General features: G+C 35.2%; 22 protein-coding genes. 21 read left to right on the forward strand and 1 reads right to left on the reverse strand.

The window, feature by feature from the left end; genetic code table 11:
* Positions 1-3 precede the first annotated feature (3 nt).
* The 6 genes from AC1Q7L_RS13730 (at position 4) to AC1Q7L_RS13755 (ending at position 7,435) form a co-directional block, all read left to right on the forward strand.
* On the forward strand, positions 4-1,209 hold the full coding sequence (locus AC1Q7L_RS13730) for an ABC transporter permease (RefSeq protein WP_492306423.1): 1,206 nt from the start codon (positions 4-6) through the stop codon (positions 1,207-1,209).
* A gap of 48 nt (positions 1,210-1,257) precedes the next feature.
* Entirely contained in the window at positions 1,258-3,063 is a 1,806-nt protein-coding gene (locus AC1Q7L_RS13735; protein WP_492306424.1) for an endonuclease, read from the forward strand.
* Between the two features lie 60 nt (positions 3,064-3,123).
* On the forward strand, positions 3,124-3,861 hold the full coding sequence (locus AC1Q7L_RS13740; RefSeq protein ID WP_492306425.1) for a shikimate dehydrogenase family protein: 738 nt from the start codon (positions 3,124-3,126) through the stop codon (positions 3,859-3,861).
* Positions 3,862-3,937: 76 nt separating this feature from the next.
* Complete coding sequence (locus AC1Q7L_RS13745; protein WP_492306426.1) at positions 3,938-5,743, forward strand: DUF349 domain-containing protein; 1,806 nt, start codon at positions 3,938-3,940, stop codon at positions 5,741-5,743.
* A 61-nt stretch (positions 5,744-5,804) separates the two neighbouring features.
* The gene (gene ribD / locus AC1Q7L_RS13750) at positions 5,805-6,830 is read left to right on the forward strand and encodes a bifunctional diaminohydroxyphosphoribosylaminopyrimidine deaminase/5-amino-6-(5-phosphoribosylamino)uracil reductase RibD (protein WP_492306427.1); all 1,026 of its coding nucleotides are present in this window, start codon (positions 5,805-5,807) and stop codon (positions 6,828-6,830) included.
* The gene (locus AC1Q7L_RS13755) at positions 6,830-7,435 is read left to right on the forward strand and encodes an IMPACT family protein (RefSeq protein ID WP_123983037.1); all 606 of its coding nucleotides are present in this window, start codon (positions 6,830-6,832) and stop codon (positions 7,433-7,435) included. Before ribD ends, AC1Q7L_RS13755 begins: the two co-directional genes overlap by 1 nt.
* On the opposite strand, the gene AC1Q7L_RS13760 is transcribed toward AC1Q7L_RS13755, so the two are convergent.
* Positions 7,432-8,142, reverse strand: a complete 711-nt coding sequence (locus AC1Q7L_RS13760) for a zinc metallopeptidase (protein WP_492306428.1) — start codon at positions 8,140-8,142, stop codon at positions 7,432-7,434. The genes AC1Q7L_RS13755 and AC1Q7L_RS13760 overlap by 4 nt on opposite strands.
* A gap of 106 nt (positions 8,143-8,248) precedes the next feature.
* Between AC1Q7L_RS13760 and AC1Q7L_RS13765 the strand changes: the two genes are divergently transcribed.
* From AC1Q7L_RS13765 to AC1Q7L_RS13835, 15 genes are all read left to right on the forward strand, one after another.
* Positions 8,249-9,382 (forward strand): GTP cyclohydrolase, encoded by a 1,134-nt coding sequence (locus AC1Q7L_RS13765; protein ID WP_492306429.1) that lies wholly within the window; start codon positions 8,249-8,251, stop codon positions 9,380-9,382.
* 388 nt (positions 9,383-9,770) lie between these two features.
* The gene (locus tag AC1Q7L_RS13770; protein WP_066752178.1) at positions 9,771-10,142 is read left to right on the forward strand and encodes an NADH-quinone oxidoreductase subunit A; all 372 of its coding nucleotides are present in this window, start codon (positions 9,771-9,773) and stop codon (positions 10,140-10,142) included.
* A 71-nt stretch (positions 10,143-10,213) separates the two neighbouring features.
* Positions 10,214-10,774: an NADH-quinone oxidoreductase subunit B gene (locus AC1Q7L_RS13775; protein ID WP_047397471.1), complete on the forward strand. Its 561-nt coding sequence runs from the start codon at positions 10,214-10,216 to the stop codon at positions 10,772-10,774.
* Positions 10,775-10,779: 5 nt separating this feature from the next.
* Complete coding sequence (locus AC1Q7L_RS13780; protein WP_492306430.1) at positions 10,780-11,274, forward strand: NADH-quinone oxidoreductase subunit C; 495 nt, start codon at positions 10,780-10,782, stop codon at positions 11,272-11,274.
* A 74-nt stretch (positions 11,275-11,348) separates the two neighbouring features.
* Complete coding sequence (locus AC1Q7L_RS13785) at positions 11,349-12,572, forward strand: NADH-quinone oxidoreductase subunit D (protein WP_066752182.1); 1,224 nt, start codon at positions 11,349-11,351, stop codon at positions 12,570-12,572.
* Positions 12,573-12,692: 120 nt separating this feature from the next.
* Positions 12,693-13,202 (forward strand): NADH-quinone oxidoreductase subunit NuoE family protein, encoded by a 510-nt coding sequence (locus AC1Q7L_RS13790; protein ID WP_054512959.1) that lies wholly within the window; start codon positions 12,693-12,695, stop codon positions 13,200-13,202.
* Positions 13,203-13,267: 65 nt separating this feature from the next.
* Entirely contained in the window at positions 13,268-14,626 is a 1,359-nt protein-coding gene (gene nuoF, locus AC1Q7L_RS13795; RefSeq protein ID WP_410692756.1) for an NADH-quinone oxidoreductase subunit NuoF, read from the forward strand.
* Between the two features lie 5 nt (positions 14,627-14,631).
* Positions 14,632-15,516 (forward strand): hypothetical protein, encoded by an 885-nt coding sequence (locus tag AC1Q7L_RS13800; protein WP_492306431.1) that lies wholly within the window; start codon positions 14,632-14,634, stop codon positions 15,514-15,516.
* Positions 15,517-15,557: 41 nt separating this feature from the next.
* Positions 15,558-16,556 (forward strand): NADH-quinone oxidoreductase subunit G, encoded by a 999-nt coding sequence (locus tag AC1Q7L_RS13805; protein WP_054512961.1) that lies wholly within the window; start codon positions 15,558-15,560, stop codon positions 16,554-16,556.
* Between the two features lie 179 nt (positions 16,557-16,735).
* Positions 16,736-17,800, forward strand: coding sequence for an NADH-quinone oxidoreductase subunit NuoH (gene nuoH / locus AC1Q7L_RS13810; RefSeq protein ID WP_492306432.1), 1,065 nt, complete (start codon positions 16,736-16,738; stop codon positions 17,798-17,800).
* Positions 17,801-17,862: 62 nt separating this feature from the next.
* On the forward strand, positions 17,863-18,420 hold the full coding sequence (locus AC1Q7L_RS13815) for a NuoI/complex I 23 kDa subunit family protein (RefSeq protein ID WP_054512963.1): 558 nt from the start codon (positions 17,863-17,865) through the stop codon (positions 18,418-18,420).
* Positions 18,420-18,917 (forward strand): NADH-quinone oxidoreductase subunit J family protein, encoded by a 498-nt coding sequence (locus tag AC1Q7L_RS13820; protein ID WP_492306433.1) that lies wholly within the window; start codon positions 18,420-18,422, stop codon positions 18,915-18,917. Before AC1Q7L_RS13815 ends, AC1Q7L_RS13820 begins: the two co-directional genes overlap by 1 nt.
* Positions 18,918-18,921: 4 nt before the next feature.
* On the forward strand, positions 18,922-19,251 hold the full coding sequence (gene nuoK, locus AC1Q7L_RS13825; RefSeq protein ID WP_054512965.1) for an NADH-quinone oxidoreductase subunit NuoK: 330 nt from the start codon (positions 18,922-18,924) through the stop codon (positions 19,249-19,251).
* Between the two features lie 2 nt (positions 19,252-19,253).
* Complete coding sequence (gene nuoL, locus AC1Q7L_RS13830) at positions 19,254-21,167, forward strand: NADH-quinone oxidoreductase subunit L (RefSeq protein ID WP_066752199.1); 1,914 nt, start codon at positions 19,254-19,256, stop codon at positions 21,165-21,167.
* Positions 21,167-22,660: a complex I subunit 4 family protein gene (locus AC1Q7L_RS13835; RefSeq protein ID WP_492306434.1), complete on the forward strand. Its 1,494-nt coding sequence runs from the start codon at positions 21,167-21,169 to the stop codon at positions 22,658-22,660. Before nuoL ends, AC1Q7L_RS13835 begins: the two co-directional genes overlap by 1 nt.
* The last annotated feature ends 88 nt before the right edge of the window (positions 22,661-22,748 follow it).

The following is a 22,748-nucleotide window of genomic DNA, read 5'->3' on the forward strand; positions in this document are numbered from 1 at the left end:
ATTTTGAAAAACATTGCATTTTACATAGCTTCACGCTACCTTTTATCGAAAAAAGGGAGTACTGCCGTTACGTTTATTACGTGGCTGGCGGTAGGAGCAATGATGGTTGCTGTAACTGCAATGTTTGTAATTATCTCCGTTTTTTCAGGGCTTGAAGACCTCAATAAAGACCTTATTTCTAATCTTCATGCCGATTTAACGTTAAAAAGCAGTACTGGAAAAACAATCAAAAATATCGATAAAGTTGATAAAATTTTAAAAAACGATAAAGAGATCAGTAATTTTTCAAAAGTTATTGAAGAAAAAATATACATCAGCTATAACGGAAAAGGAGATATCGCTTATTTAAGAGGTGTTGATTCTGCTTACACAAAGGTAAATCCTATCGATAAAGATGTTTTTTATGGATCTTATCCAAGCTTCGAATACTCGAATGAAGTATTAATGGAAAACTCTTTAGACAATAGATTATCCATTCCTATAGCTTCGTCCGGTGATTACGCAACGCTTTTTATGCCTAAACCGGGAACCGGAATTATTAATAAAGAAGAAGATATCTACAATAAAAAAGATATTCTGATTACCGGAGTTTTCCCAGGAAAGGATCAATTAGACAATTATATCATTTCACCAATAGAACTGACTCAAGAATTGCTTAATTTACCTAAACATTCTGCCTATCAGATTGTCATTAAATTAAAAAATCCCGACAACACAGATTCGGTAAAACAAAGATTATTATCTTCTCTTGGAAAAGATGTTGAAATCAAGACCAAAGAAGAAGAGAATGCCGCCTTTTGGAAAATGATCAACACTGAAAAGTTATTCATTTATCTGATTTTTGCTTTGGTGATTTTCATTACAACATTCAATCTTGCCGGAGCGATTATTATTTTACAACTAGACAAAAAAGAACAAGCTAAATCATTGATTTCGCTAGGTTTTCCTTTAAGTCATTTAAGAAGAATTTATTTCTATACAGGAATTCTTATTGTGGTTTTAGGCGTAATTTCAGGCTTAATATTAGGTACGGCACTTTGCTATTTCCAATTATACACTGAGTTTTTTAAAGCTAATGAAACACTTCCTTTTCCGGTAAGAATTGTTGGCAAAAATTATTTCACGGTAGCTATTACTGCTTCCCTATTCGGTTTCATTATTTCTTGGGCATTTTCTAAGATCAGTAAAGAGTATATTACTAAAAATTAATAAGCAACTTTTTTAATTTTTTGTACCTTTATCGCCCAATTTTTAATAATGAAACGTACTCTACTTCCTTTTCTAATGATTTTTGCATTTATTAATGCATTTTCACAAGCTCCTGCCACCTACTACGATGGAACTGCAGGATTAACAGGCATTGCCTTAAAAAACAAATTAAGTCAAATTATTACGGACGGTCATCAGGCTAAAACCTACAATGGTTTATGGACTGCTTATCAGACAACTGACCGCGATTATTTCTATGAAAACGACGGTTCTATTTTAGATATTTATTCTGAAAATCCAACCGGAGCAGATCCTTATAATTATACAATTGTTACCAACCAATGTGGTAATTATACAACTGAAGGAAACTGCTACAACAGAGAACATATTGTTCCTCAAAGTCTTTTCAATGAGGCTTCACCAATGGTTGCGGATGTAAACTTCATCAGAGCAACCGACGGAAAAGTAAACGGAATGAGATCTAATTATCCTTTCGGAAAAGTAGGTTCAGCTTCTTTCACTTCTTTAAACGGTTCAAAATTAGGAACATCTGTTTCTCCCGGATATTCAGGAATTGTATTTGAACCGATTGATGCATTTAAAGGTGATGTTGCAAGAATGATCTTTTATTTTGTAACAAGGTACCAATCTCAACTGGGGAATTTTACCTCTTCAAACGGAACAGGAGACATGCTTGGAACAACTGCATATCCGGGATTGCAAACTTGGGAGCTTAATCAGCTTTTAGCTTGGAATGCTGCAGATCCGGTATCACCTGCTGAAGTTTCAAGAAATAATGCAACTTATATCTATCAGTCAAATAAAAATCCATTTATTGATCACCCAGAATTTGCTGAACTTATCTGGGGAACACCGGTTGTAGATACACAAGCTCCGACAGCTGCTACGAACTTGGCTGCGAGCAACCCAACTTCAAACTCTATTGCTTTAAGCTGGACAGCTGCTACAGATAATATCGGAGTAACGTCTTATGACATCTATGCAAACGGAGTTTTAAAAGCTACCGTTTCAGGATCTTCAACTTCAACTGTTGTTTCAAATTTATCATCTTCTACATTATATAATTTCTATATTATTGCTAAAGATGCTTCTGGAAACCCTTCTCCTCAAAGTAATACAGCTACTGAAACTACCCTTGCAGGACAATCCGGAGGAAATACAAGCTGTGGAACTGAAGATTTTGAAACAATTCCTTCTACAGGATCAGGATATGCAGTGCAAACATGGACAAACAATAATATTACATGGACTGCAACAGATGCAAGAACTGACCAAACAATTACAGGAAAAGCAATTACAATCAGAAACGGTAACGTTACAAGTTCTACCATTTCAGGAGGTATTCAAAGCTTATCTTTAAAAGCTCAGTTAAAATTTACAGGAGATCCGGGAAATCTTAATGTTCAGGTAAATGGTGTAACTGTAGGAACAATACCTTACACGGCAACGGCTCCAACAGCTTCAATTACAATTAACAATATTAATGTAAGCGGAGATATCGTTATTAAAATCGTTAATCCTGTAACTTCAAACAGAGTTGCTATCGACGATCTTTCTTGGACTTGTTACAACAATGCTTTAGGAACAGCTGAAACTGCAAAACAAAAAGCATTCAGCATCTACCCTAACCCGGTTAAAAACAACGAGCTTTTTGTAAAAGGTGAAAACCTAAACAAGATCACAAAAGCACAGATCTATGATCTTTCAGGAAAACTGATCGAAACAATTGCAAACCCTTTTAAAAACTCTAATAAGATCAACCTTAAAGGACTTACAAAAGGAAATTACATTCTTAAAACTGATATTGCTACAACAAAATTCATTGTAGAATAACAGAAAAAAATATTTTTAAACTAAGACCGATTTATTCGGTCTTTTTTTTATTTTTGATACATGGATTCCAATAAAAAATTAGGCTTAATAGGAAGAAATATTTCTTATTCTTTTTCCAAAAAATACTTCGAAGATAAATTTCAAAAGCTGATGTTAAAAGGCTTTTCGTATAGTATTTTTGATTTAAATGAAATTAATGAAGTGGAAACTTTATTTTCAACACCCGACCTTTTGGGTTTTAATGTAACAATTCCTTATAAAGAAAAGATCATTGATTATTTGGACGAATTAAGTGATGAAGCAGAAAAAATTGGCGCTGTAAACTGCGTTTTAATTCAGGGTGGTAAAAAAATTGGCTACAATACAGATGCCGTTGGATTTGAGAAAACATTGCTTCTTCATAAAAAAGCGCATCAGGATTCTGCTTTAATATTAGGAAATGGCGGTGCTGCAAAAGCTGTAAAATATGCCTTAGACAAGCATGGAATTTCTTCAAAGATCATCTCAAGAAATTCGGAAATTAATTTTGATAATCTGGATAAAGAAACTGTTCAAAATCACAAAATTATCGTGCAATGTACGCCTGTAGGCACTTTCCCGAATGTGGAAGACTGTTTAAACTTCCCTTTTGAAGGTCTTTCAAAGGAACATTTAATTATAGATCTTATTTACAATCCGAATTACACGCAATTCATCATTAAAGCTTCAGAAAAAGGAGCAAAAACCGTGAATGGTTATTACATGCTTGAACAGCAAGCAGAAAAAGCTTGGGAAATTTGGAATTTTCAAAAAAAATAACATAAATTAGTACTCAAATTGGCTTTTAAGCTATTTTTAAAGGATATTAACTCCATTCACATAATATAGATTTGCTATGACAACAGAAAATAATCTTTCTGAAAACGAAGAAAATAAAATTTCTACCGAAGTATCTCAAGAAGAAACATCAGAGAAAACCGTACCTGCTCAGGAAAATGCACATGAAGATGATGCAGAACATCACGAGGAGCATGCTGTTGCAGATATCACACTGAGTGAGGCTTTGAAAGAAATGGAAAAAATCATCAACACGCCTAATGCCGGTGAAGATTTTAGAAAATTCAATGTATTAAAAGAAAAAGCAAGTCATTTTATCCATGATGAAGTGGAAGACAAAAAGCATGAATATGTAGAAGGCGGAAATGCGGCTGAAAATTTCAGTTACGAGCATCCTTCACAAGCTAGATTTTCTGCTTTGGTTAATATTTTCAGAGAAAAACATGACGACTTCCAAAAAGGACAGGAAGAAGAGCAGAAAAAAAATCTGGATCACCGTCAGAGTATCATCGAAAGACTTAAAAATCTTTATACCAATTCTGAGCCCGGAACCAATCTTTTCAAATCTATTCGTGAGATAAAAGAAGAATGGTCTCATGCAGGGCAGGTTGCAAAATCTGAATTCAAGATTCTTAATAACAATTATTTCCACCATTTGAATCAGTTTTATCAAATGTTAGATTTAAATAAAGAATTTTTGGAGCAGGAATACAGCCACAATCTTGAAAAAAGAGAACATATTATTGCTCGCGCTAAAGAACTGGAAAACGAGCCTGTAATCCAAAAAGCATTAAACGAACTACAATATCTTCATAAACTTTGGAAGGAAGAAGCAGAACCTGTTGCAGAAGAATTCCGTGAAAAGACTTGGGAAGAATTTAAAGAAATTTCCAACAAAATTCACGAAAGAAAGTCTGAACTTTCTGCAGCGATTGAATCTGAACAAAATGAAAATTTTGAAAAGAAAAATCAGATCATCACAGAAATCAAAAAACTTTCTGAGCCTTCTGATACTCCGAACCACAACTATTGGCAGAATTCGATCAAAAGAGTTGAAGATCTTCGTTCTGAGTTTTTAAAAACCGGAAGTGTTCCAAGAAAATTATCAAACCAAAACTGGAATGATTTTAAAACAACACTAAGAGCTTTTAATACAACAAAAAACAATTATTATAAGTCATTAAAAGGTTCTCAGCAGACCAATCTGGATGAAAAATTAAAATTGATCCAAACTGCAAAAGACAATATGAATAATGAAGAGTGGGATATCGCTGTTCCATTATTCAAAAAATTACAGGAAGACTGGAAAAAAGTTGGTCACGTTCCAAAGAGCATGACAAACAAGATCTGGGACGAATTCCGTGATGCTTGCAACACTTTCTTCAACAATTACAGAGAAAAAAGCAACGCTTCTACAGATAACTGGAAAGAAAATTACAAGCACAAAAAAGAAATTCTTGAAGACTTAAAAACCGTTTCAAACGAAGAAGGAAGTATTGAAAGAATTGAAGCTATAAAATCTGCATGGAACAATATTGGAAAAGTTCCGAGAGATAAAATTGCTATCAATTCTGAATTCAACAAAGCGTTGAGAGAGAAATTGAAGCTGAATAAGATCAACGAACTTGAATTAAAAGAAGAAGGTCTTTCCGAAAACCAATTGACCGATAAAGCAAGAAAAATCAAGAGTCAAATTTCTGACCTTGAATCTGAAATCGTGAAATTGGAAAACAACTTGGCATTCTTCAAAAATCCGTCAAGAGAAAATCTTATGTTGAAGGATACTTTCGATTCGATCGACGAGAAAAAAGCTCATTTGGAAACTTTAAAACAAAATCTTCACAAAATTATCGCTGGAGAATAAAATAATTTAAAATCTAAAAAAAAGCGGAGCAAAGAAATTTGTCTTCGCTTTTTTCTTTACTATGCAGGACGAATTTTATATAAAAAGATGTATTGAATTGGCTCAAAAAGCTTTAGGCAAAACCTACCCAAATCCTTTGGTAGGAAGCGTTATCGTTCATAACGGTGAAATTATTGGTGAAGGATATCATCATAAAGCTGGAGAAAATCACGCTGAAATCAATGCTATTAATTCAGTAAAAAATAAAGATCTCATTCCTGAATCGACTATTTATGTTTCTTTGGAACCTTGTGCTCATTATGGAAAAACTCCGCCTTGTGCCTTAAAAATTAAGGAACTTGGTTTCAAAAAAGTTGTGATTGGCGCAATGGATTCTCATGATAAAGTAAACGGAAAAGGAAAAAAAATCATTCAGGATGCAGGAATTGAAGCCGTTTCAGGAGTTTTAGAAAATGAATGTATCGAACTTAATAAAAGATTTTTCACCTATCACGAAAAGCAAAGACCTTACATTATTCTAAAATGGGCAGAATCCGGAGACGGATTTATGGATAAAGATTTCAAGCCCTACTCTATTTCAAATTCCTTGGTGAATCAGTTTGTTCATCAATTAAGAGCTGACGAACATGCCATTTTAGTTGGAACACAAACTGCTTTGAATGATAATCCAAGTTTGACAGTAAGAAATGTTGAAGGCGTAAATCCGGTAAGAATTTTAATTGATTTTGATTTAAAAGTTCCAAGAGATTTTAAAATATATAATGACGAAGCAAAAACGTTAGTTTTTAATTCAACTCGAGAAGGAATTGAAAATAATATTCATTTTATTAAAATTGAAAAAGAAAATTTTCTATCAGATTTAATGAAAGTTTTATATAAAGAACAAATTCAATCTGTAATTATTGAAGGCGGAAGTTTTACTTTACAGCAATTCATTAATGAAAATCTTTGGGATGAAGCAATTGTCATTAAAAATGAAAATTTGAAACTGGAAAATGGCACAAAAGCTCCTGAATTTGATGTAAAAACTAGTAAAATTGCAGATTTTAGAGATAATTCAATCCAATTTTATAAGAAACAAGGATAATGCAGTTCGAATACAAAACCATAGAAAAACCCATAGAAAACACTTTATTAAAAGAAAAAGGAAGCAAGTTCATCGGATTTGCCTTTCCTGTTAATAATGAAACTGAACTTAAAGCCGCTTTAGAAAAAATAAGATCAGAACATCCAAAAGCTACGCATCATTGTTACGCTTTCAGAATGGGTTTAAATGGTGAAAATTATCGTGCAAATGACGACGGTGAGCCATCCGGAAGTGCTGGATTACCAATTTACAATCAGTTACTAGCACATGAAATTACGAATGTTTTGGTGATTTCAGTTCGTTATTATGGCGGAACAAAACTGGGAGTTTCAGGTTTGGTTAAGGCTTATAAAGAATGTGCAAAAATCACTTTAGACGAAGCCAATATTATTACGAAAGAATTAGAAACGGAAATAGAAATTCAATTCAGTTTTAATCAACAAAACACGATCTTCACCTTGCTTTCTAAATTTGATGCTAAAGTTTTAAATTTTGATGCTAATGAAAACTGTATTCTTACTGCATCATTAAAAATAGCACAAAAAGAAAGCATCTCAGACAAATTGTCCGAGATGCAGAATATTTCGTTTGAATTTATTGATTAATTTCTTCTTCCTCCCATCAATAAAGATGCCCAATAAAGAAGTTGTGCTAAAGATCCGATCGCTGCTACAACATAAGTTCTCGCTGCCCATTTCAGACTGTCCTGAACGCCAACATATTCCTCAGTCGTTACAGTTCCGGTATCTTTCAGCCATTTCATTGCTCTGTTACTCGCATCATATTCCACGGGAAGTGTTACGAAAGCAAAAAGCGTTGTAAAGGCAAACATCAAAACTCCGATTGCCAGAACTATTGTATTTCCGTTCGGATCCTGTATAGTTCTCGTTGCAGCCATAATACCAATACCTGCAATAAGCACGAACTGCATCAAATTAGAACTAATATTAACAACAGGAACTAATTTTGAACGCAATTGAAGCATTGAATATCCCACTGCATGTTGCACGGCATGACCACATTCGTGAGCAGCAACAGCTGCAGCCGCGGCATTTCTCTGCATATAAACACCTTCCGAAAGATTGACGGTTTTGTCAGCAGGATTATAATGATCTGTCAACTGTCCGGGAACCGAAATTACCTGAACATCATTAATTCCATTATCTCTCAACATTTTTTCGGCAACTTCCTTTCCGGAAAGCCCGTTTCTAAGGTGTACATTGGAATAATATGCAAACTTGGATTTCAATTTTGATGAAACATACCAGCTTACCAACATTGAAATACCAATAATTATGTAATAACCAATCATTTTTATTTGATTTAATGTAAATTTTTAACCTTTAAGATGTAAAAACTGTGCCAAAGTATTACATTTTATTTATTTATATTTGCTTTACAATTAGCCCTATTAAACTATGTCTACAATTGCAATTATTGAAGTTAAAAGCCAAAAAGAATTAAAACAATTCGTAAGATTTCCGATGGATCTTTATAAAAACAATCCTTATTATGTTCCTTCTTTTATTAAGGATGAATTTAAAATTTGGGACGCTAAAGAAAATCCGGCTTTAAACTATTCAGAATCAAAACAATATCTGGCAATAAAAAACAATAAGGTAGCGGGAAGAATCGCTGTCATTATCAATCATAAGGAAGAAAAAGAATTAGGCGTTAAAAAAGTTCGTTTTGGATGGATCGATTTTATTGATGATAAGGAAGTTTCGGCAGCTTTAATTCAAAAAGCAATTGATTACGCTAAAGAAAATAACATCGACAAAATTGAAGGACCAATGGGCTTCACCAATCTTGATAAAGCAGGAATGCTAACGATGGGCTTCGAAAAATTGGCAACAATGATCGGTATTTACAACCACGAATACTATCCTAAACATCTTGAAGAACTTGGACTTACAAAAGAAAAAGAATGGGTAGAATTTGAGATGAATTTCCCTAAAATTTTACCTGAAAAAGTAGAGAAATTCAGTGGTTTAATTGCTCAGAAATACAAGCTTAAAGTATTACACTTCAAATCAAAAGAAGAAATTTTACCGTATGTAGAACCTATGTTTAAATTGCTAGATGAAACTTATAAACATCTTTCAACATACACTCCGATTTCGGATGAACAAATCCAGACCTACAGAGAAAAATACTTTCCTTTTATTGATAAAAACTATGTAATTTGTGTTGTTGATGAAAATCAGGAACTGGTTTCTTTTGCGATTACAATGCCTTCATATTCAAGAGCTTTACAGAAATCTAAAGGGAAATTATTTCCATTCGGATGGTGGCATTTTTTACAGGCAAGTAAGAAAAATGACCGTGCCAATTTCTACCTTATCGGAATTCACCCTGAATATCAGAGACGCGGCGTAACGGCAATTATTTTTAAAGAAATATTCGTTCGATTTACAAGCATGGGAATTGATTTCGCAGAAACCAACCCAGAATTAGAGGAAAACAAAAGCGTACAGGTTCTTTGGCAGGATTACAATCCTACAAACCATAAAAGAAGAAGAACGTACTCTTTGGATATAAGTAATGAATAATTGGTAATAAGTAATTTTACCTATTTTTAGCACACTCAATAACTCTAAAACCCTCAAACTCTAAAACCCACAACCCCCTACCCCCCAATAATGAAGCCACATCTTATTATTTTCGCGATTTTAATTGCAGGTTTTATCGCTTATAATTTGTTTTTTAAGATTGAAGACGACCGAACAAATACCGTAGTTAACATAATGTATGCAAGTATCCTGTTTGCCTACATTTCGTTTATGGCCTACTCTCTCCTCAAAAAAATGAAGAAATAACAGCTATTTTTATTGATTCTAAATTACCACTTTTCCTAATTTTAATCCCACTTTTAAGGTTATTAATTTCATGCTTTCTTGTTTATTCTGTAAATTTGCAAATTGAGATAATAATGCAAAAATGAATTTACCTGAAAGTTATATTCCAATCCTTATCCAAGCCGGTGTTGCGGTTGCTTTCGTAGCAGTTTCATTACTTGGAGCGCATTTTTTAGGCCCACAGCAGAAAAAAGGAGATTCTGTTAAGAACCAAAGCTGGGAATGTGGAGTTCCTGTAGAAGGAAATGCCAGAACACCGTTTTCTATCAAGTATTTCTTGACTGCGGTATTATTCGTACTATTCGATATTGAAATAGTATTTTTTTATCCTTACGCTGTAAACTTCAGAGAATTCGGATTTGAAGGATTCTTTGCTGTACTTACATTCGTAGCAATTTTCTTCGTAGCATTTTTCTACGTTTGGAAACGTGGTGCACTAGATTGGGATAAATAAAAAACAAATTGTGAATTATAAGTTTTGAGTTTAATCTAAAATTTATATTTCAAAATCTAAAATTAAAAGAAATGTCAGATAACAAACCAGTAATAAGAACAGATGCACCTGCTCCCGAAGGATTTGAAGGAGAAGGCTTTTTCGCAACGAAACTGAGCAGTGTAATCGGGATGGCTAGAAAGTTCTCTCTTTGGCCGTTACCATTTGCAACCTCTTGTTGTGGTATCGAGTTTATGGCTACCCTAAACCCTACTTATGATGCTTCAAGATTTGGTATGGAAAGAAACTCTTTCTCACCAAGACAGGCAGATATGTTGATGGTTTGCGGAACGATATCTAAAAAATTAGGACCTGTCCTAAAAGAAGTCTATACTCAGATGGCTGAGCCAAAATGGGTAGTTGCTGTTGGAGCTTGTGCTTCCAGCGGTGGTATTTTTGATACATATTCTGTTTTACAGGGAATTGATAAAATCATTCCGGTTGACGTTTACGTTCCTGGATGTCCTCCAAGACCGGAGCAGATTATTGAAGGTGTAATGCAGGTTCAGGCTTTGGCAGAAAGCGAAAGCATCAGAAGAAGAGATATGCCTGAATACCAAAAATTATTAGATTCTTACAACATTAGCAACTAACGGAAATGACGAACGAATTTGTATTAGAAGCAATCACAAGAGAATTTCCGGAATCTGTAATCGCAAGTTCAGAGCCTTACGGAATGTTGACTGTTGAAGTGAAGAAAGAAGATATCAAGAAAATTATTCATTATCTTAAAGATTCATCGCTGGAATTTAATTTCCTTACAGATATTTGTGGAATCCATTACCCAGAATTTCCGGACAAAGAAATAGGCGTTGTATATCACGTACATAATATGATGGCCAATTTCAGAATCCGTTTGAAAATATTTATGTCCAGAGAAAATATCGAAGTTGATTCTCTTGTAGAATTATACGCAGGAGCCAACTGGATGGAAAGAGAAACTTTTGATTTCTACGGAATTAAATTTAAAGGACACCCTGATCTTAGAGCTATTTTAAATATGGAAGATCTTGGATACCACCCAATGTTGAAAGAATATCGTCTTGAAGATGGCACAAGAACAGACAAGAACGATAGCATGTTCGGAAGATAAAATTAATGCAATAAGCAGTAAGCAGTAAGCAATAAGCTTAAAGCCTAACGCCTATAGCCTAAAGCATTTAAATTATGAAAGATAACTCATTATCTAATATACTAAACCAGTACGACAGTAAGGAGCAAATTGATGGTCAATTATACACCCTTAATTTAGGTCCTACCCACCCTGCTACTCACGGGATTTTCCAGAATATCTTAACGATGGATGGAGAAAGAATCCTTCACGCAGAGCAGACCGTGGGTTACATCCACAGAGCATTTGAAAAGATTTCTGAAAAAAGAAATTATTCTCAGATCACTACCCTTACCGACCGTATGAATTACTGTTCTGCACCAATCAACAATTTAGGTTGGCACATGACAGTTGAAAAGCTAATTGGAGTTAAAGTTCCTAAGCGTGTAGATTACATGCGTGTAATTTTGATGGAATTAGCAAGAATCGGTGACCACCTTATTTGTAATGGGGTAACCGGGATGGATGCAGGAGCAATTACAGGTCTTACGTACATGTTCATCGAAAGAGAGCGTATTTATGATATGTATGAGCAGATTTGTGGAGCAAGAATGACTACAAATATGGGAAGAATTGGAGGTTTTGAAAGAGATTTCACTCCAAAATTCCATGAGTTACTGAAGGATTTCTTAAAAACTTTCCCTGCAAGATTTGCAGAATTCGGTCAGTTATTAGAAAGAAACCGAATCTTTATGGACAGAACCATTGGTGCAGGAGCAATTTCTGCTGAAAGAGCATTAAGCTATGGTTTTACAGGTCCAAATTTACGTGCAGCAGGTGTAGATTATGATGTAAGAGTTGCACAACCTTATTCTTCTTATGAAGATTTCGACTTTATCATTCCGGTAGGAACTGCAGGTGATACTTACGACCGTTTCATGGTTCGTCAGCAGGAAATCTGGGAATCTCTTAAAATAATCAATCAAGCATACGATAATCTTCCAGAAGGACCATTCCACGCGGATGTTCCTGATTTTTATTTACCTGAAAAAGCTGATGTTTACAGCAAAATGGAAGCATTGATTTACCATTTCAAAATTGTAATGGGAGAAACTGATGTTCCTAAAGGTGAAGTTTATCACGCTGTAGAAGGTGGAAACGGAGAATTAGGTTTCTATCTAGTGAGTGATGGTGGAAGAAGTCCTTACAGACTGCACTTCAGAAGACCATGTTTTATCTACTACCAAGCCTATCCGGAGATGATTACAGGTTCTGTAATCTCTGATGCGATTGTAACGATGTGTAGTATGAATATTATTGCGGGAGAATTAGACGCATAATTTAGATATTAGAAAAAAGATGAAAGAAAAAAGACTTTCATCACCTTATATAAAACGAATTTAGAATATTGAACTTTAGAATATTTCCTTGGTTCTTTAGTCTTTAATTAGAGATAAAAAATGAGCGAAACAATAGCTTTTAAACCGGAAAGTTTAGCACAGGTACATAAAATTATGGCGAGATATCCTGAAGGTAGACAAAAATCTGCTCTTCTTCCTGTTCTACACATAGCACAGAAAGAATTCGGAGGATGGTTAGACGTTCCTGTGATGGATTATGTTGCAGAATTATTGAGTATTAAGCCAATTGAAGTATATGAAGTAGCTACTTTTTATACCATGTTCAATATGAAACCGGTTGGTAAATATGTCTTGGAAGTTTGCAGAACGGGACCTTGTATGGTTTGCGGAAGCGAAAAAATACTGGATCATATCAGAACTAAACTGAACATTAAGGATGGAGAAACTACAGAAGATGGTATGTTCACACTAAAACCGGCAGAATGTCTTGGTGCTTGTGGATATGCACCAATGTTGCAGTTAGGAAAATTCTTTCATGAAAATTTAACAATAGAGAAAGTTGACGAAATCCTAGATCTTTGTAGAGAAGGGCAAGTTGATTTGGGCTAATAAAAATTTAAATTTTAACAATTAAATGCAAGAAGCCAAAAGCCAATTGCAATAAGCATATTAAAATGAGTAAAAAACTTTTACTTAAGGACGCACATATAGAAGGTATTCGCTACTTTGAAACTTACCGTAAACAGGGAGGTTACACTGCAGCTGAAAAAGCCTTGAAAATGACACCCGAGGAAATCTTGGAAGAAGTAAAAGCTTCCGGACTTCGTGGACGTGGTGGAGCAGGATTCCCAACAGGAATGAAGTGGAGCTTTTTGGCAAAACCGGAAGGCGTACCAAGACACTTGGTAGTAAATGCTGATGAATCTGAACCTGGAACGTTCAAAGACAGATATTTGATGGAATTTCTTCCTCATCTATTGATCGAAGGAATGCTTATTTCATCTTATACTTTAGGTTCAAATGTTTCTTATATCTACATTCGTGGAGAATATTCTTGGATTCCGGATATTTTAGAAGAAGCTATTGAAGAAGCTAAAGCTGCAGGATTTTTAGGTAAAAACATCTTAGGAACTGGTTTCGATTGTGAAATTTATGTTCAAAGAGGGGGTGGAGCTTATATCTGTGGTGAAGAAACAGCATTGCTTGAATCTCTTGAAGGTAAAAGAGGAAACCCAAGACTAAAACCACCATTCCCAGCTGTAAAAGGACTTTGGGAAAGACCAACGGTTGTAAATAACGTTGAATCTATCGCAGCAATTGTTCCTATCATTGATATTACAGGAGCTGAATACGCTAAAATTGGAGTTGGAAGATCTACAGGTACAAAATTAATTTCTGCTTGTGGGAATATTAATAAGCCAGGAGTTTATGAAATCGACATGACCATTACGGTTGAAGAATTCATTTACTCTGATGAATATTGTGGTGGTATTGCGAACGGTAAAAAGCTAAAAGCTTGTATTCCGGGAGGTAGTTCAGTGCCAATTGTTCCGGCTAATCTATTATTAAGAACCGTAAACGGAGAACCAAGATACATGAACTACGAATCATTAGCTGACGGTGGATTTGCTACCGGAACAATGATGGGTTCAGGAGGTTTCATTGTTTTAGATGAAGACCAGTGTATCGTAGAACATACCATGACGTTGGCAAGATTTTATCACCACGAAAGTTGTGGACAATGTACACCTTGTCGTGAAGGAACGGGATGGATGCATAAAATCTTAAAGAAAATTGAGAAAGGAGAAGGAAAAATGGAAGATATCGATCTACTTTGGGATATCCAGAGAAAAATCGAAGGAAATACTATTTGTCCTTTAGGCGATGCGGCAGCTTGGCCTGTTGCAGCAGCAATTCGTCACTTTAGAGACGAGTTTGAATGGCACGTGAAAAATCCGGAATTGTCTCAGACACAAAATTACGGACTGGCAAATTACGCAGATCCAATTCCTGCTGTTGAAAAAAATGCTTAGTTAAAATGAAGAAGTTATTAGTTGTTGGATTAATGATGTCGGGACTTGCTTTTGCGCAGGTTAAAAAAGATACATTAGAGAAAGAATATAAACTGGAGGTAGCTCCTTTGAATAAAATTGAAAAGAAGGAAAAACCTTTACCATTAAGCAAAAAGGGGCAGTTTTTCCTTTTCTATGGTTGGAACAGAGCTGCTTACAGTAATTCTGATATCCATTTTCAAGGAAACGGTTATGATTTTCAACTGAATAATGTATCAGCGCAAGACAGACCTACAAAATTTGGAATTGTTTATTTTGATCCAAGTTGGTTTACCGTAACGCAGTATAATTTCAGACTAGGATATTTTATTAAAGATAATTTAGCATTGGTACTCGGAATAGATCATATGAAATATGTGATGGATCAGAACCAGACAGTAGATTTTAAAGGTCATATTTCAGATCCTCAATATGCAGGAATGGTACAGAACGGACAGGTAGATTTATCTGATTCACAGTTTCTTACTTTTGAGCATACAGATGGACTTAATTATGAAAATTTAGGTCTTGAGAAATATAAAAATCTTATTCATAAAAAAAATATAGATTTAGTATGGTCTTATGGAGCCGGAATCGGAGTAATGTTTCCTAAAAGTAATGTAAAACTTTTCGGAAATGAAAGAAGTGATCGTTTTCACGTTGCAGGTATGGGAACTGATATTAGATCCAGTTTAAACTTAGTTTTCTGGAAAAACTGGATGATCAGAGTAGAAGGAAAAGCCGGTTATATTAATATGTGGGATATCAAAACCACATTAAATAACAAGCCTGATAAAGCACAACAGGATTTTGTTTTCGGACAAGTTCTGGCAGGAATCGGATATACATTTAATACTAAGAAAAATAAATAACAAAGCCTATTGCTTAATGCAGAAAGCTTAAAGCATATGATATGAGCGAAGAAGTTAAAAAATTCACAATAACTATAGACGGACAAACTACCGAAGTTTTGCCTGGTACTTCTATTCTTGAAGCAGCAAGACAAATCGGTGGAAAATCTGTACCTCCTGCAATGTGCTACTACAGCAAATTGGAAACCAGTGGAGGAAGATGTAGAACTTGCTTAGTAGAAGTTTCGAAAGGATCGGAAGCAGATCCTCGCCCTATGCCAAAATTAGTTGCAAGTTGCAGAACTAACGTAATGGACGGTATGGAAGTTAAAAATCTTTCTTCTGAAAAAGCTCAGGAAGGAAGAAAGGCGGTTACCGAATTCTTATTGGTTAATCACCCACTAGACTGTCCTGTTTGTGATCAGGCTGGTGAATGTCATCTTCAGGATCTTGGATATGAGCACGGAAATCTTCAGACAAGAACTGAGTTTGAAAGAAATACATACGAAGCAGACGATCTTGGTCCGAACATTAAGTTGAATATGAACCGTTGTATTCTTTGCGCAAGATGCGTATTGACGGCAAATCAATTAACAGAGACTAGAGAGCACGGAATTCTTTTCAGAGGAGATCACGCAGAAATTTCTACCTATTTAAATAAAGCTTTAGATAATGACTACATCGGAAATATTATCGATGTTTGTCCTGTTGGAGCATTAACAGACAGAACTTCCCGTTTTGCAAGCAGAGTTTGGTTCACAAAACCAATGAATGCTACTTGTAAATGTGGAAAATGTTCAGGAAAAGCTGTTGTTTGGATGAAAGGTGACGAAATTGTAAGAGTTACTGCCAGAAAAGATCAGTGGGGAGAAGTTGAAGAATTCATCTGTGATACATGTCGTTTCGAAAGAAAAGAACTTTCAGATTGGAATATTGAAGGCCCTAGACATATTGACAGACATTCTGTTATTTCATTGAATCACTATGAAAAGCCTAAAGATGAGCTAAGAGTTTTAGACAATCCTATGGCTAAAGAAATCAGTGAAAAAGACGAAAAATAAAATAGTTGGATGCTAGAAGCTGGGAGCTGGAAGTTTTAACCACAAAAACCTACAGTCCACTTTTAACTTCAACCATTTTAAAAAAATATAAAAAAATTGGTAATGTGATGAAGAGTTGATGCCACGATGTGATAAACTTCCAGCTTCCAGCTCCCATCTTCAAACATTTAAATTAAAAAATGGATTTACTTACATTTAAACTTATACTTGTACTTGCGCTTTTCTTGTTATCATTAACTATAGCAGCCTACTCTACTTGGGCAGAAAGAAAAGTTGCTTCTATTATGCAAGACAGAATTGGTCCCAACAGAGCCGGACCTTTCGGATTACTACAGCCTCTTGCAGATGGTGGAAAGTTTTTCTTTAAAGAAGACTTTACACCTGCCAATGCAGAGAGATTCCTATTTGTATTAGGACCGGCTTTGGTAATGTTTATTTCATTAATCACAGGAGCGGTTATTCCTTGGGGTAAAAGTTTAAATATTGGAGGTACTTCTTTTGATTTACAAGTTGCTAACATTGATGTTGGTGTACTTTTTATCATCGGAATGGCTTCTATTGGTGTTTACGGAATCATGATCGGAGGTTGGGCTTCGAATAACAAATATTCATTATTAGGTGCCATCCGTGCTTCGTCTCAGATGATTTCTTATGAATTGGCAATGGGATTAGCTTTACTTTCTATCATTATGATGACCGGAAGTTTAGATCTAAAAGTAATTACTGAAAGCCAAACTACAGGAAAACTTTGGGGAGTTATTCCTTGGGTTTCCGGTATGAACTGGAATATTTTCTACCAACCAATTGCCTTCCTGATATTCTTCGTAGCTGCTTTAGCAGAAACCAACAGACACCCTTTCGATTTACCTGAATGTGAATCTGAATTGGTAACAGGATATTCTACAGAATACTCTTCAATGAAATTAGGTTTATACATGTTCGGTGAATATGTGAATATGTTTATTTCAAATGCTTTTATGGTTGTTCTTTTCTTCGGAGGGTATAACTATCCTGGAATTGATTGGGTAACTCAGCACTGGGGTGAGAACATCGCAGGAATCTTGAGTATTGTAGCATTTTTATCTAAAACTGTGATCGGAATCTTGATCTTTATGTGGATCAGATGGACGCTTCCAAGATTTAGATATGACCAATTAATGCACCTAGGTTGGAAAACATTAATTCCAATGGCATTGGTGAACTTAATTATTACAGGTGCTGTAATTTTAGCATTTGCAAACTAAGAAATAGATAAGAATATATTTTTAACGCTGAATAAAAATTCGGCCTAAAAAAAATAAAATAAATGAAACTTACTAACAGATCAAAAGTTGTTTCTAACAAAGAAATGACCCTTGCTGAGAAAATCTACCTTCCGGCGATTTTCAAAGGTATGGGGATTACATTTAAGCATGCTGTAAGAACCGTTATGAAAGGTGCTCCTGCAGTTTATTCGTATCCTGAGGTACAGAAGCCGAGAACTACTATCTGGAGAGGTCAGCACGTTTTGAAAAGAGACGAGGAAGGCAGAGAAAGATGTACAGCTTGTGGACTTTGTGCGGTGGCATGCCCTGCAGAAGCAATTACAATGACTGCGGCTGAAAGAACTAAAGAAGAAAAAGGCCTTTACAGAGAAGAGAAATATGCTTCAGTATATGAAATTAATATGCTAAGATGTATTTTCTGCGGTATGTGTGAAGAAGCTTGTCCGAAATCTGCAATCTATCTTACAGACAGATTGGTAGACGTGGAAACCAACAGAGGTTCTTTCATCTACGGAAAGGAAAAGTTAGTCGAAAAAATAAATGAAAGGATTGATATCACTACAAGACAATCCGAGAAACAAAAAAATGCGGTAAAATAATGGATCAGTTTTTATTTTTCTTGGTGGCGTTTTTAGCAGTGGCTAGTGCAGTGTATTTTGTATTTGCAAGAAATCCTTTATATGCTATTTTGTCATTAATTGTCACGATGTTTTCCATTGCAGGAATGTACATTCTTTTGAATGCACAGTTCTTAGCAATTATTCAGATTATAGTGTATGCCGGAGCGATCATGGTATTATTCCTTTATATACTGATGATGCTTAACCTTAATAAAGAAGACGAAAGTAAGAAGAGCAATACTTTAAAATTTATTGGTGTTTTTACAGCAGGTCTTTTATTAATTGGAGTTTTAGGTGTATTCAGAGGAATACAAGACAACCATATTGTTGCAAATAATGTAGACAAAGGTGTTGGTCTTACTAAAAATCTGGGTAGACTTTTGTTTAACGAATATGTTTTGCCGTTTGAGCTTGCCTCGATTCTTATTTTAGCAGGTATTGTAGGTGCGGTATTAATCGGTAAAAAAGATTTATAAAATTATGGGAGAAGTAAATACATTTATACAAAGCGTCCCTCTAGATTATTTCATAATTCTTTCTTCAGTATTGTTCTGTTTGGGAGTATTGGGAGTATTGTTGAGAAAAAACGCTATTGTTATTTTGGGTTGTGTTGAGCTTATGCTGAATTCTACAAACCTTTTATTAGCTGCATTTTCAGCCTACAAAGGGAATGGCGACGGACAACTTTTAGTTTTCTTCATTATGGTGGTGGCTGCTGCGGAAGTAGCAGTAGGTTTGGCAATTATTGCTATGCTATATAGAAATACCCGTTCTGTGGATGTAAGTATATTTAATAAATTAAGAGGATAAGAATGGAAAATTTAGTGTATGCAATAGTACTTTTACCACTTTTAGGTTTTCTTATTAACGGTTTATTCGGGAAAAATCTTCCAAAGATAGTTGTTGGAAGCTTGGCTACGATTGCCGTTTTCGGATCTTTCTGTATCGCAGTAAGCCTTTTCATGAATTTCGATTCTGAAAGCCAGCCTGTAATTGTAAAAGCTTTTGAATGGTTTAGAGTAAATGGAATTCAGATCAATTTTGGTTTCCAGATCGATCAATTATCATTAATGATGATTATGGTCATCACAGGAATCGGATCTTTGATTCACCTGTACTCTATCGGATATATGAGTCATGATAAAGGTTTCTATAAGTTTTTTACTTATTTAAATCTATTTATCTTCTCAATGTTATTATTAGTAATGGGAAGCAACTACCTGATCTTATTCATCGGATGGGAAGGTGTAGGATTGTGTTCTTATTTATTAATTGGGTTTTGGTATACCAACGAAGAATATGGTAAAGCAGCAAGAAAAGCTTTTATCATGAACAGAATTGGTGACTTAGCATTATTGATCGGTATCTTTATGATCGCTTCTCAAACCAATGCAGTAGATTACCTTACAGTAGCTCAAAACGCTGGAAAATTTGAATTAGACGGATCTGTAATTATCTTTATTACGGCGAGTTTATTTATCGGTGCAACTGGTAAATCGGCTCAGGTTCCTTTATATACTTGGCTACCGGACGCGATGGCAGGACCAACTCCTGTATCAGCATTAATCCACGCGGCAACGATGGTTACGGCTGGTATTTATTTAGTTGTAAGATCAAACTTCTTATTTACTTTAGCACCAACCGTTCAGGACGGAATCTTATTAATAGGATTCTTAACCGCTGCTTTAGCCGGTTTCTATGCTCTTCGTCAAAACGACATCAAAAAAGTATTGGCATATTCTACAGTTTCACAACTTGGATTCATGTTCATCGCTTTAGGTCTTGGAGCGTATACAACGGCAATGTTCCACGTAATGACGCACGCTTTCTTCAAAGCATTGTTATTCTTAGGAGCAGGTTCTGTAATTCACGCAATGAGCAACGAGCAGGATATGCGTTTCATGGGAGGTCTTAAAAAGTATATTCCTATTACTCACGCTACTTTCCTTATCGGGACATTGGCAATTTCAGGATTCCCTTTATTATCGGGGATGATTTCTAAAGACGAAATTTTAGTGGCTGCGTATGCTAAAAACCCTATTTACTGGGTAATGTTATTCATTTTAGCAGCAATCACTGCAACCTATATGTTCAGACTGTATTACCTGACTTTCCACGGAGAGTTCAGAGGTACAGAAGATCAGAAACATCATTTACACGAAAGCCCGACAAGCATGACATTACCATTGATCGTCTTGGCTATTCTTTCTGTATTGGGTGGATTAATTAACCTTCCTCACTTCATCGGACACGGTCATTATGCTAAACTAATGGAATGGCTGAAACCTGTTCTTACCGAGGAAAGTTTCAAACAAATGGAAAATACCCTTTCAGGAGTTCCTTTTAATACTGAAATGATCCTTCTTGGAGCAACAGTATTAATGTTCTTCGCTGTTTGGTTTATTGTGAAAAATACTTATGTAAATAAGAAGAAAATGGCTCTTGCTGAAGAGAACTACACCGGATGGGAAAAGCTTTCTGCTAAAAAACTATATGTAGACGAACTTTACAATGCATTAATTGTAAAAACTGTTGAAGGATTAGGACGTGGAGGAAAGATGTTTGATAAGGGAATACTAGATCGTTTCGTTGACTTTGTGGGCGAAGGCGCTGAAGACAGCGGTAGATCTATGAAACGTATCCAAAATGGGAACGTTGAGACATACATACTTATCATGTCTTTAGCTGTGGGAATTATACTGATTGTTAACTTTATATTACAATAATGTCTGGTTTATTATTAACATTATTACTATTACCTCTAGTAGGTTCGGGACTGGTTTTTGCCTGGAAAGACAAATCCAGCAAATATCTGGCATTAGGAATTGCATTGGTTCAAATGCTTATTACGTTTTACATCGCAGCGGATTTCGATTTTAATCCAACGGTAGACAGCGTATTACAGCACGAGATCAATTATCCTTGGTCACAATTTATTAAAAGCTCTCTTCATTTCGGGATTGACGGGATGAGCTTGCTGCTTTTATTATTGACCAACATCTTAACGCCGATTATCATTTTATCTTCATTTAATGAAAATGTGAGTTACAAAAACTCTTTCTATGGTTTGATCTTGCTTATGCAGTTCGGATTGGTAGGAGTTTTCACCTCTTTGGATGGTTTACTGTTCTACATTTTCTGGGAAGTTACTTTGATCCCAATTTGGTTTATTGCCGGACTTTGGGGCCAGGAAAATAAAAGATTGGAATTCACTACGAAATTCTTTGTCTATACATTCGTTGGATCTTTATTCATGTTGGTTGGATTGATTTATGTTTACAATCATTCTGCATCATTTGCATTAACAGATCTATACAACGCTTCACTTAACGAAACTCAACAGACTGTGGTCTTCTGGTTTATTTTCTTTGCTTTTGCAGTGAAATTACCGGTATTCCCTTTCCATACTTGGCAGCCTGATACTTATACCTACTCTCCTACTCAAGGATCGATGTTGTTATCTGGTATTATGTTAAAGATGGCAATATACGGAGTTCTTCGTTATTTATTACCAATTACTCCAATTCCAATTGCAGGAATTTCAGGACAAATTGTAATCATTCTTGCGATCGTAGGAATTGTTCACGGAGCATTAATTGCGATCATCCAGACAGATATGAAGAGAATCATTGCATATTCTTCTTTCTCTCACGTTGGATTGATGGTAGCAGGGATCTTTGCTTCTGCAGTAGTTACATTAAGAGGATCATTTACAATCGAAGGTGCTGAAGGAGCTTTGGTACAAACTTTTGCTCACGGTATCAACGTGGTAGGTTTATTCTACTGTTGTGATATTTTATATAAGAGATTTAAATCAAGAGACATCAGACAAATGGGAGGTTTAGCGAAAGTGGCGCCGAAGTTTGCTGTATTATTCTTGATCATTGTATTAGGTTCAATGGGAGTTCCATTAACCAACGGATTCATCGGAGAATTTATCTTGTTGAAATCTGTATATGATTTTAACGGATTAGCAGCAGTGATCGCTGGTCTTACGGTAATTCTTTGTGCTGTTTACTTATTGAGATTCTACGGAAAAGCAATGTTTGGAGAAGGAAATGATGCCGTATTAAGCACAGCAAAAGATCTATCTGCAGTAGAATTTTCTGTATTGGCAAGTATCGCAGTTTTTGTGATCTTACTAGGTATTTTCCCTCAACCGGTAATTACAATGGTAAGTAGCTCAGTGAAGTTTATCTACACGGCTATGGCTAATTAAGAAATTAAAAGATTTAAAAATTAAAAAATTAAGAGAGAGTATGAAATTTAGAAGTTATTTTTATTCTGAATCTCAGTTCTCAAATCTC

This window comes from Chryseobacterium sp. GW823-FHT05E08, from assembly GCF_058795655.1.

Bases quoted from the DNA above. Each gene is read 5' to 3' on its own strand.
- AC1Q7L_RS13735 (WP_492306424.1), top strand. From the start codon at position 1,258: ATGAAACGTACTCTACTTCCTTTTCTAATGATTTTTGCATTTATTAAT.
- AC1Q7L_RS13740 (WP_492306425.1), top strand. From the start codon at position 3,124: ATGGATTCCAATAAAAAATTAGGCTTAATAGGAAGAAATATTTCTTAT.
- AC1Q7L_RS13745 (WP_492306426.1), top strand. From the start codon at position 3,938: ATGACAACAGAAAATAATCTTTCTGAAAACGAAGAAAATAAAATTTCT.
- ribD (WP_492306427.1), top strand. From the start codon at position 5,805: ATGCAGGACGAATTTTATATAAAAAGATGTATTGAATTGGCTCAAAAA.
- AC1Q7L_RS13755 (WP_123983037.1), top strand. From the start codon at position 6,830: ATGCAGTTCGAATACAAAACCATAGAAAAACCCATAGAAAACACTTTA.
- AC1Q7L_RS13760 (WP_492306428.1), bottom strand. From the start codon at position 8,142: ATGATTGGTTATTACATAATTATTGGTATTTCAATGTTGGTAAGCTGG.
- AC1Q7L_RS13765 (WP_492306429.1), top strand. From the start codon at position 8,249: ATGTCTACAATTGCAATTATTGAAGTTAAAAGCCAAAAAGAATTAAAA.
- AC1Q7L_RS13770 (WP_066752178.1), top strand. From the start codon at position 9,771: ATGAATTTACCTGAAAGTTATATTCCAATCCTTATCCAAGCCGGTGTT.
- AC1Q7L_RS13775 (WP_047397471.1), top strand. From the start codon at position 10,214: ATGTCAGATAACAAACCAGTAATAAGAACAGATGCACCTGCTCCCGAA.
- AC1Q7L_RS13780 (WP_492306430.1), top strand. From the start codon at position 10,780: ATGACGAACGAATTTGTATTAGAAGCAATCACAAGAGAATTTCCGGAA.
- AC1Q7L_RS13785 (WP_066752182.1), top strand. From the start codon at position 11,349: ATGAAAGATAACTCATTATCTAATATACTAAACCAGTACGACAGTAAG.
- AC1Q7L_RS13790 (WP_054512959.1), top strand. From the start codon at position 12,693: ATGAGCGAAACAATAGCTTTTAAACCGGAAAGTTTAGCACAGGTACAT.
- nuoF (WP_410692756.1), top strand. From the start codon at position 13,268: ATGAGTAAAAAACTTTTACTTAAGGACGCACATATAGAAGGTATTCGC.
- AC1Q7L_RS13800 (WP_492306431.1), top strand. From the start codon at position 14,632: ATGAAGAAGTTATTAGTTGTTGGATTAATGATGTCGGGACTTGCTTTT.
- AC1Q7L_RS13805 (WP_054512961.1), top strand. From the start codon at position 15,558: ATGAGCGAAGAAGTTAAAAAATTCACAATAACTATAGACGGACAAACT.
- nuoH (WP_492306432.1), top strand. From the start codon at position 16,736: ATGGATTTACTTACATTTAAACTTATACTTGTACTTGCGCTTTTCTTG.
- AC1Q7L_RS13815 (WP_054512963.1), top strand. From the start codon at position 17,863: ATGAAACTTACTAACAGATCAAAAGTTGTTTCTAACAAAGAAATGACC.
- AC1Q7L_RS13820 (WP_492306433.1), top strand. From the start codon at position 18,420: ATGGATCAGTTTTTATTTTTCTTGGTGGCGTTTTTAGCAGTGGCTAGT.
- nuoK (WP_054512965.1), top strand. From the start codon at position 18,922: ATGGGAGAAGTAAATACATTTATACAAAGCGTCCCTCTAGATTATTTC.
- nuoL (WP_066752199.1), top strand. From the start codon at position 19,254: ATGGAAAATTTAGTGTATGCAATAGTACTTTTACCACTTTTAGGTTTT.
- AC1Q7L_RS13835 (WP_492306434.1), top strand. From the start codon at position 21,167: ATGTCTGGTTTATTATTAACATTATTACTATTACCTCTAGTAGGTTCG.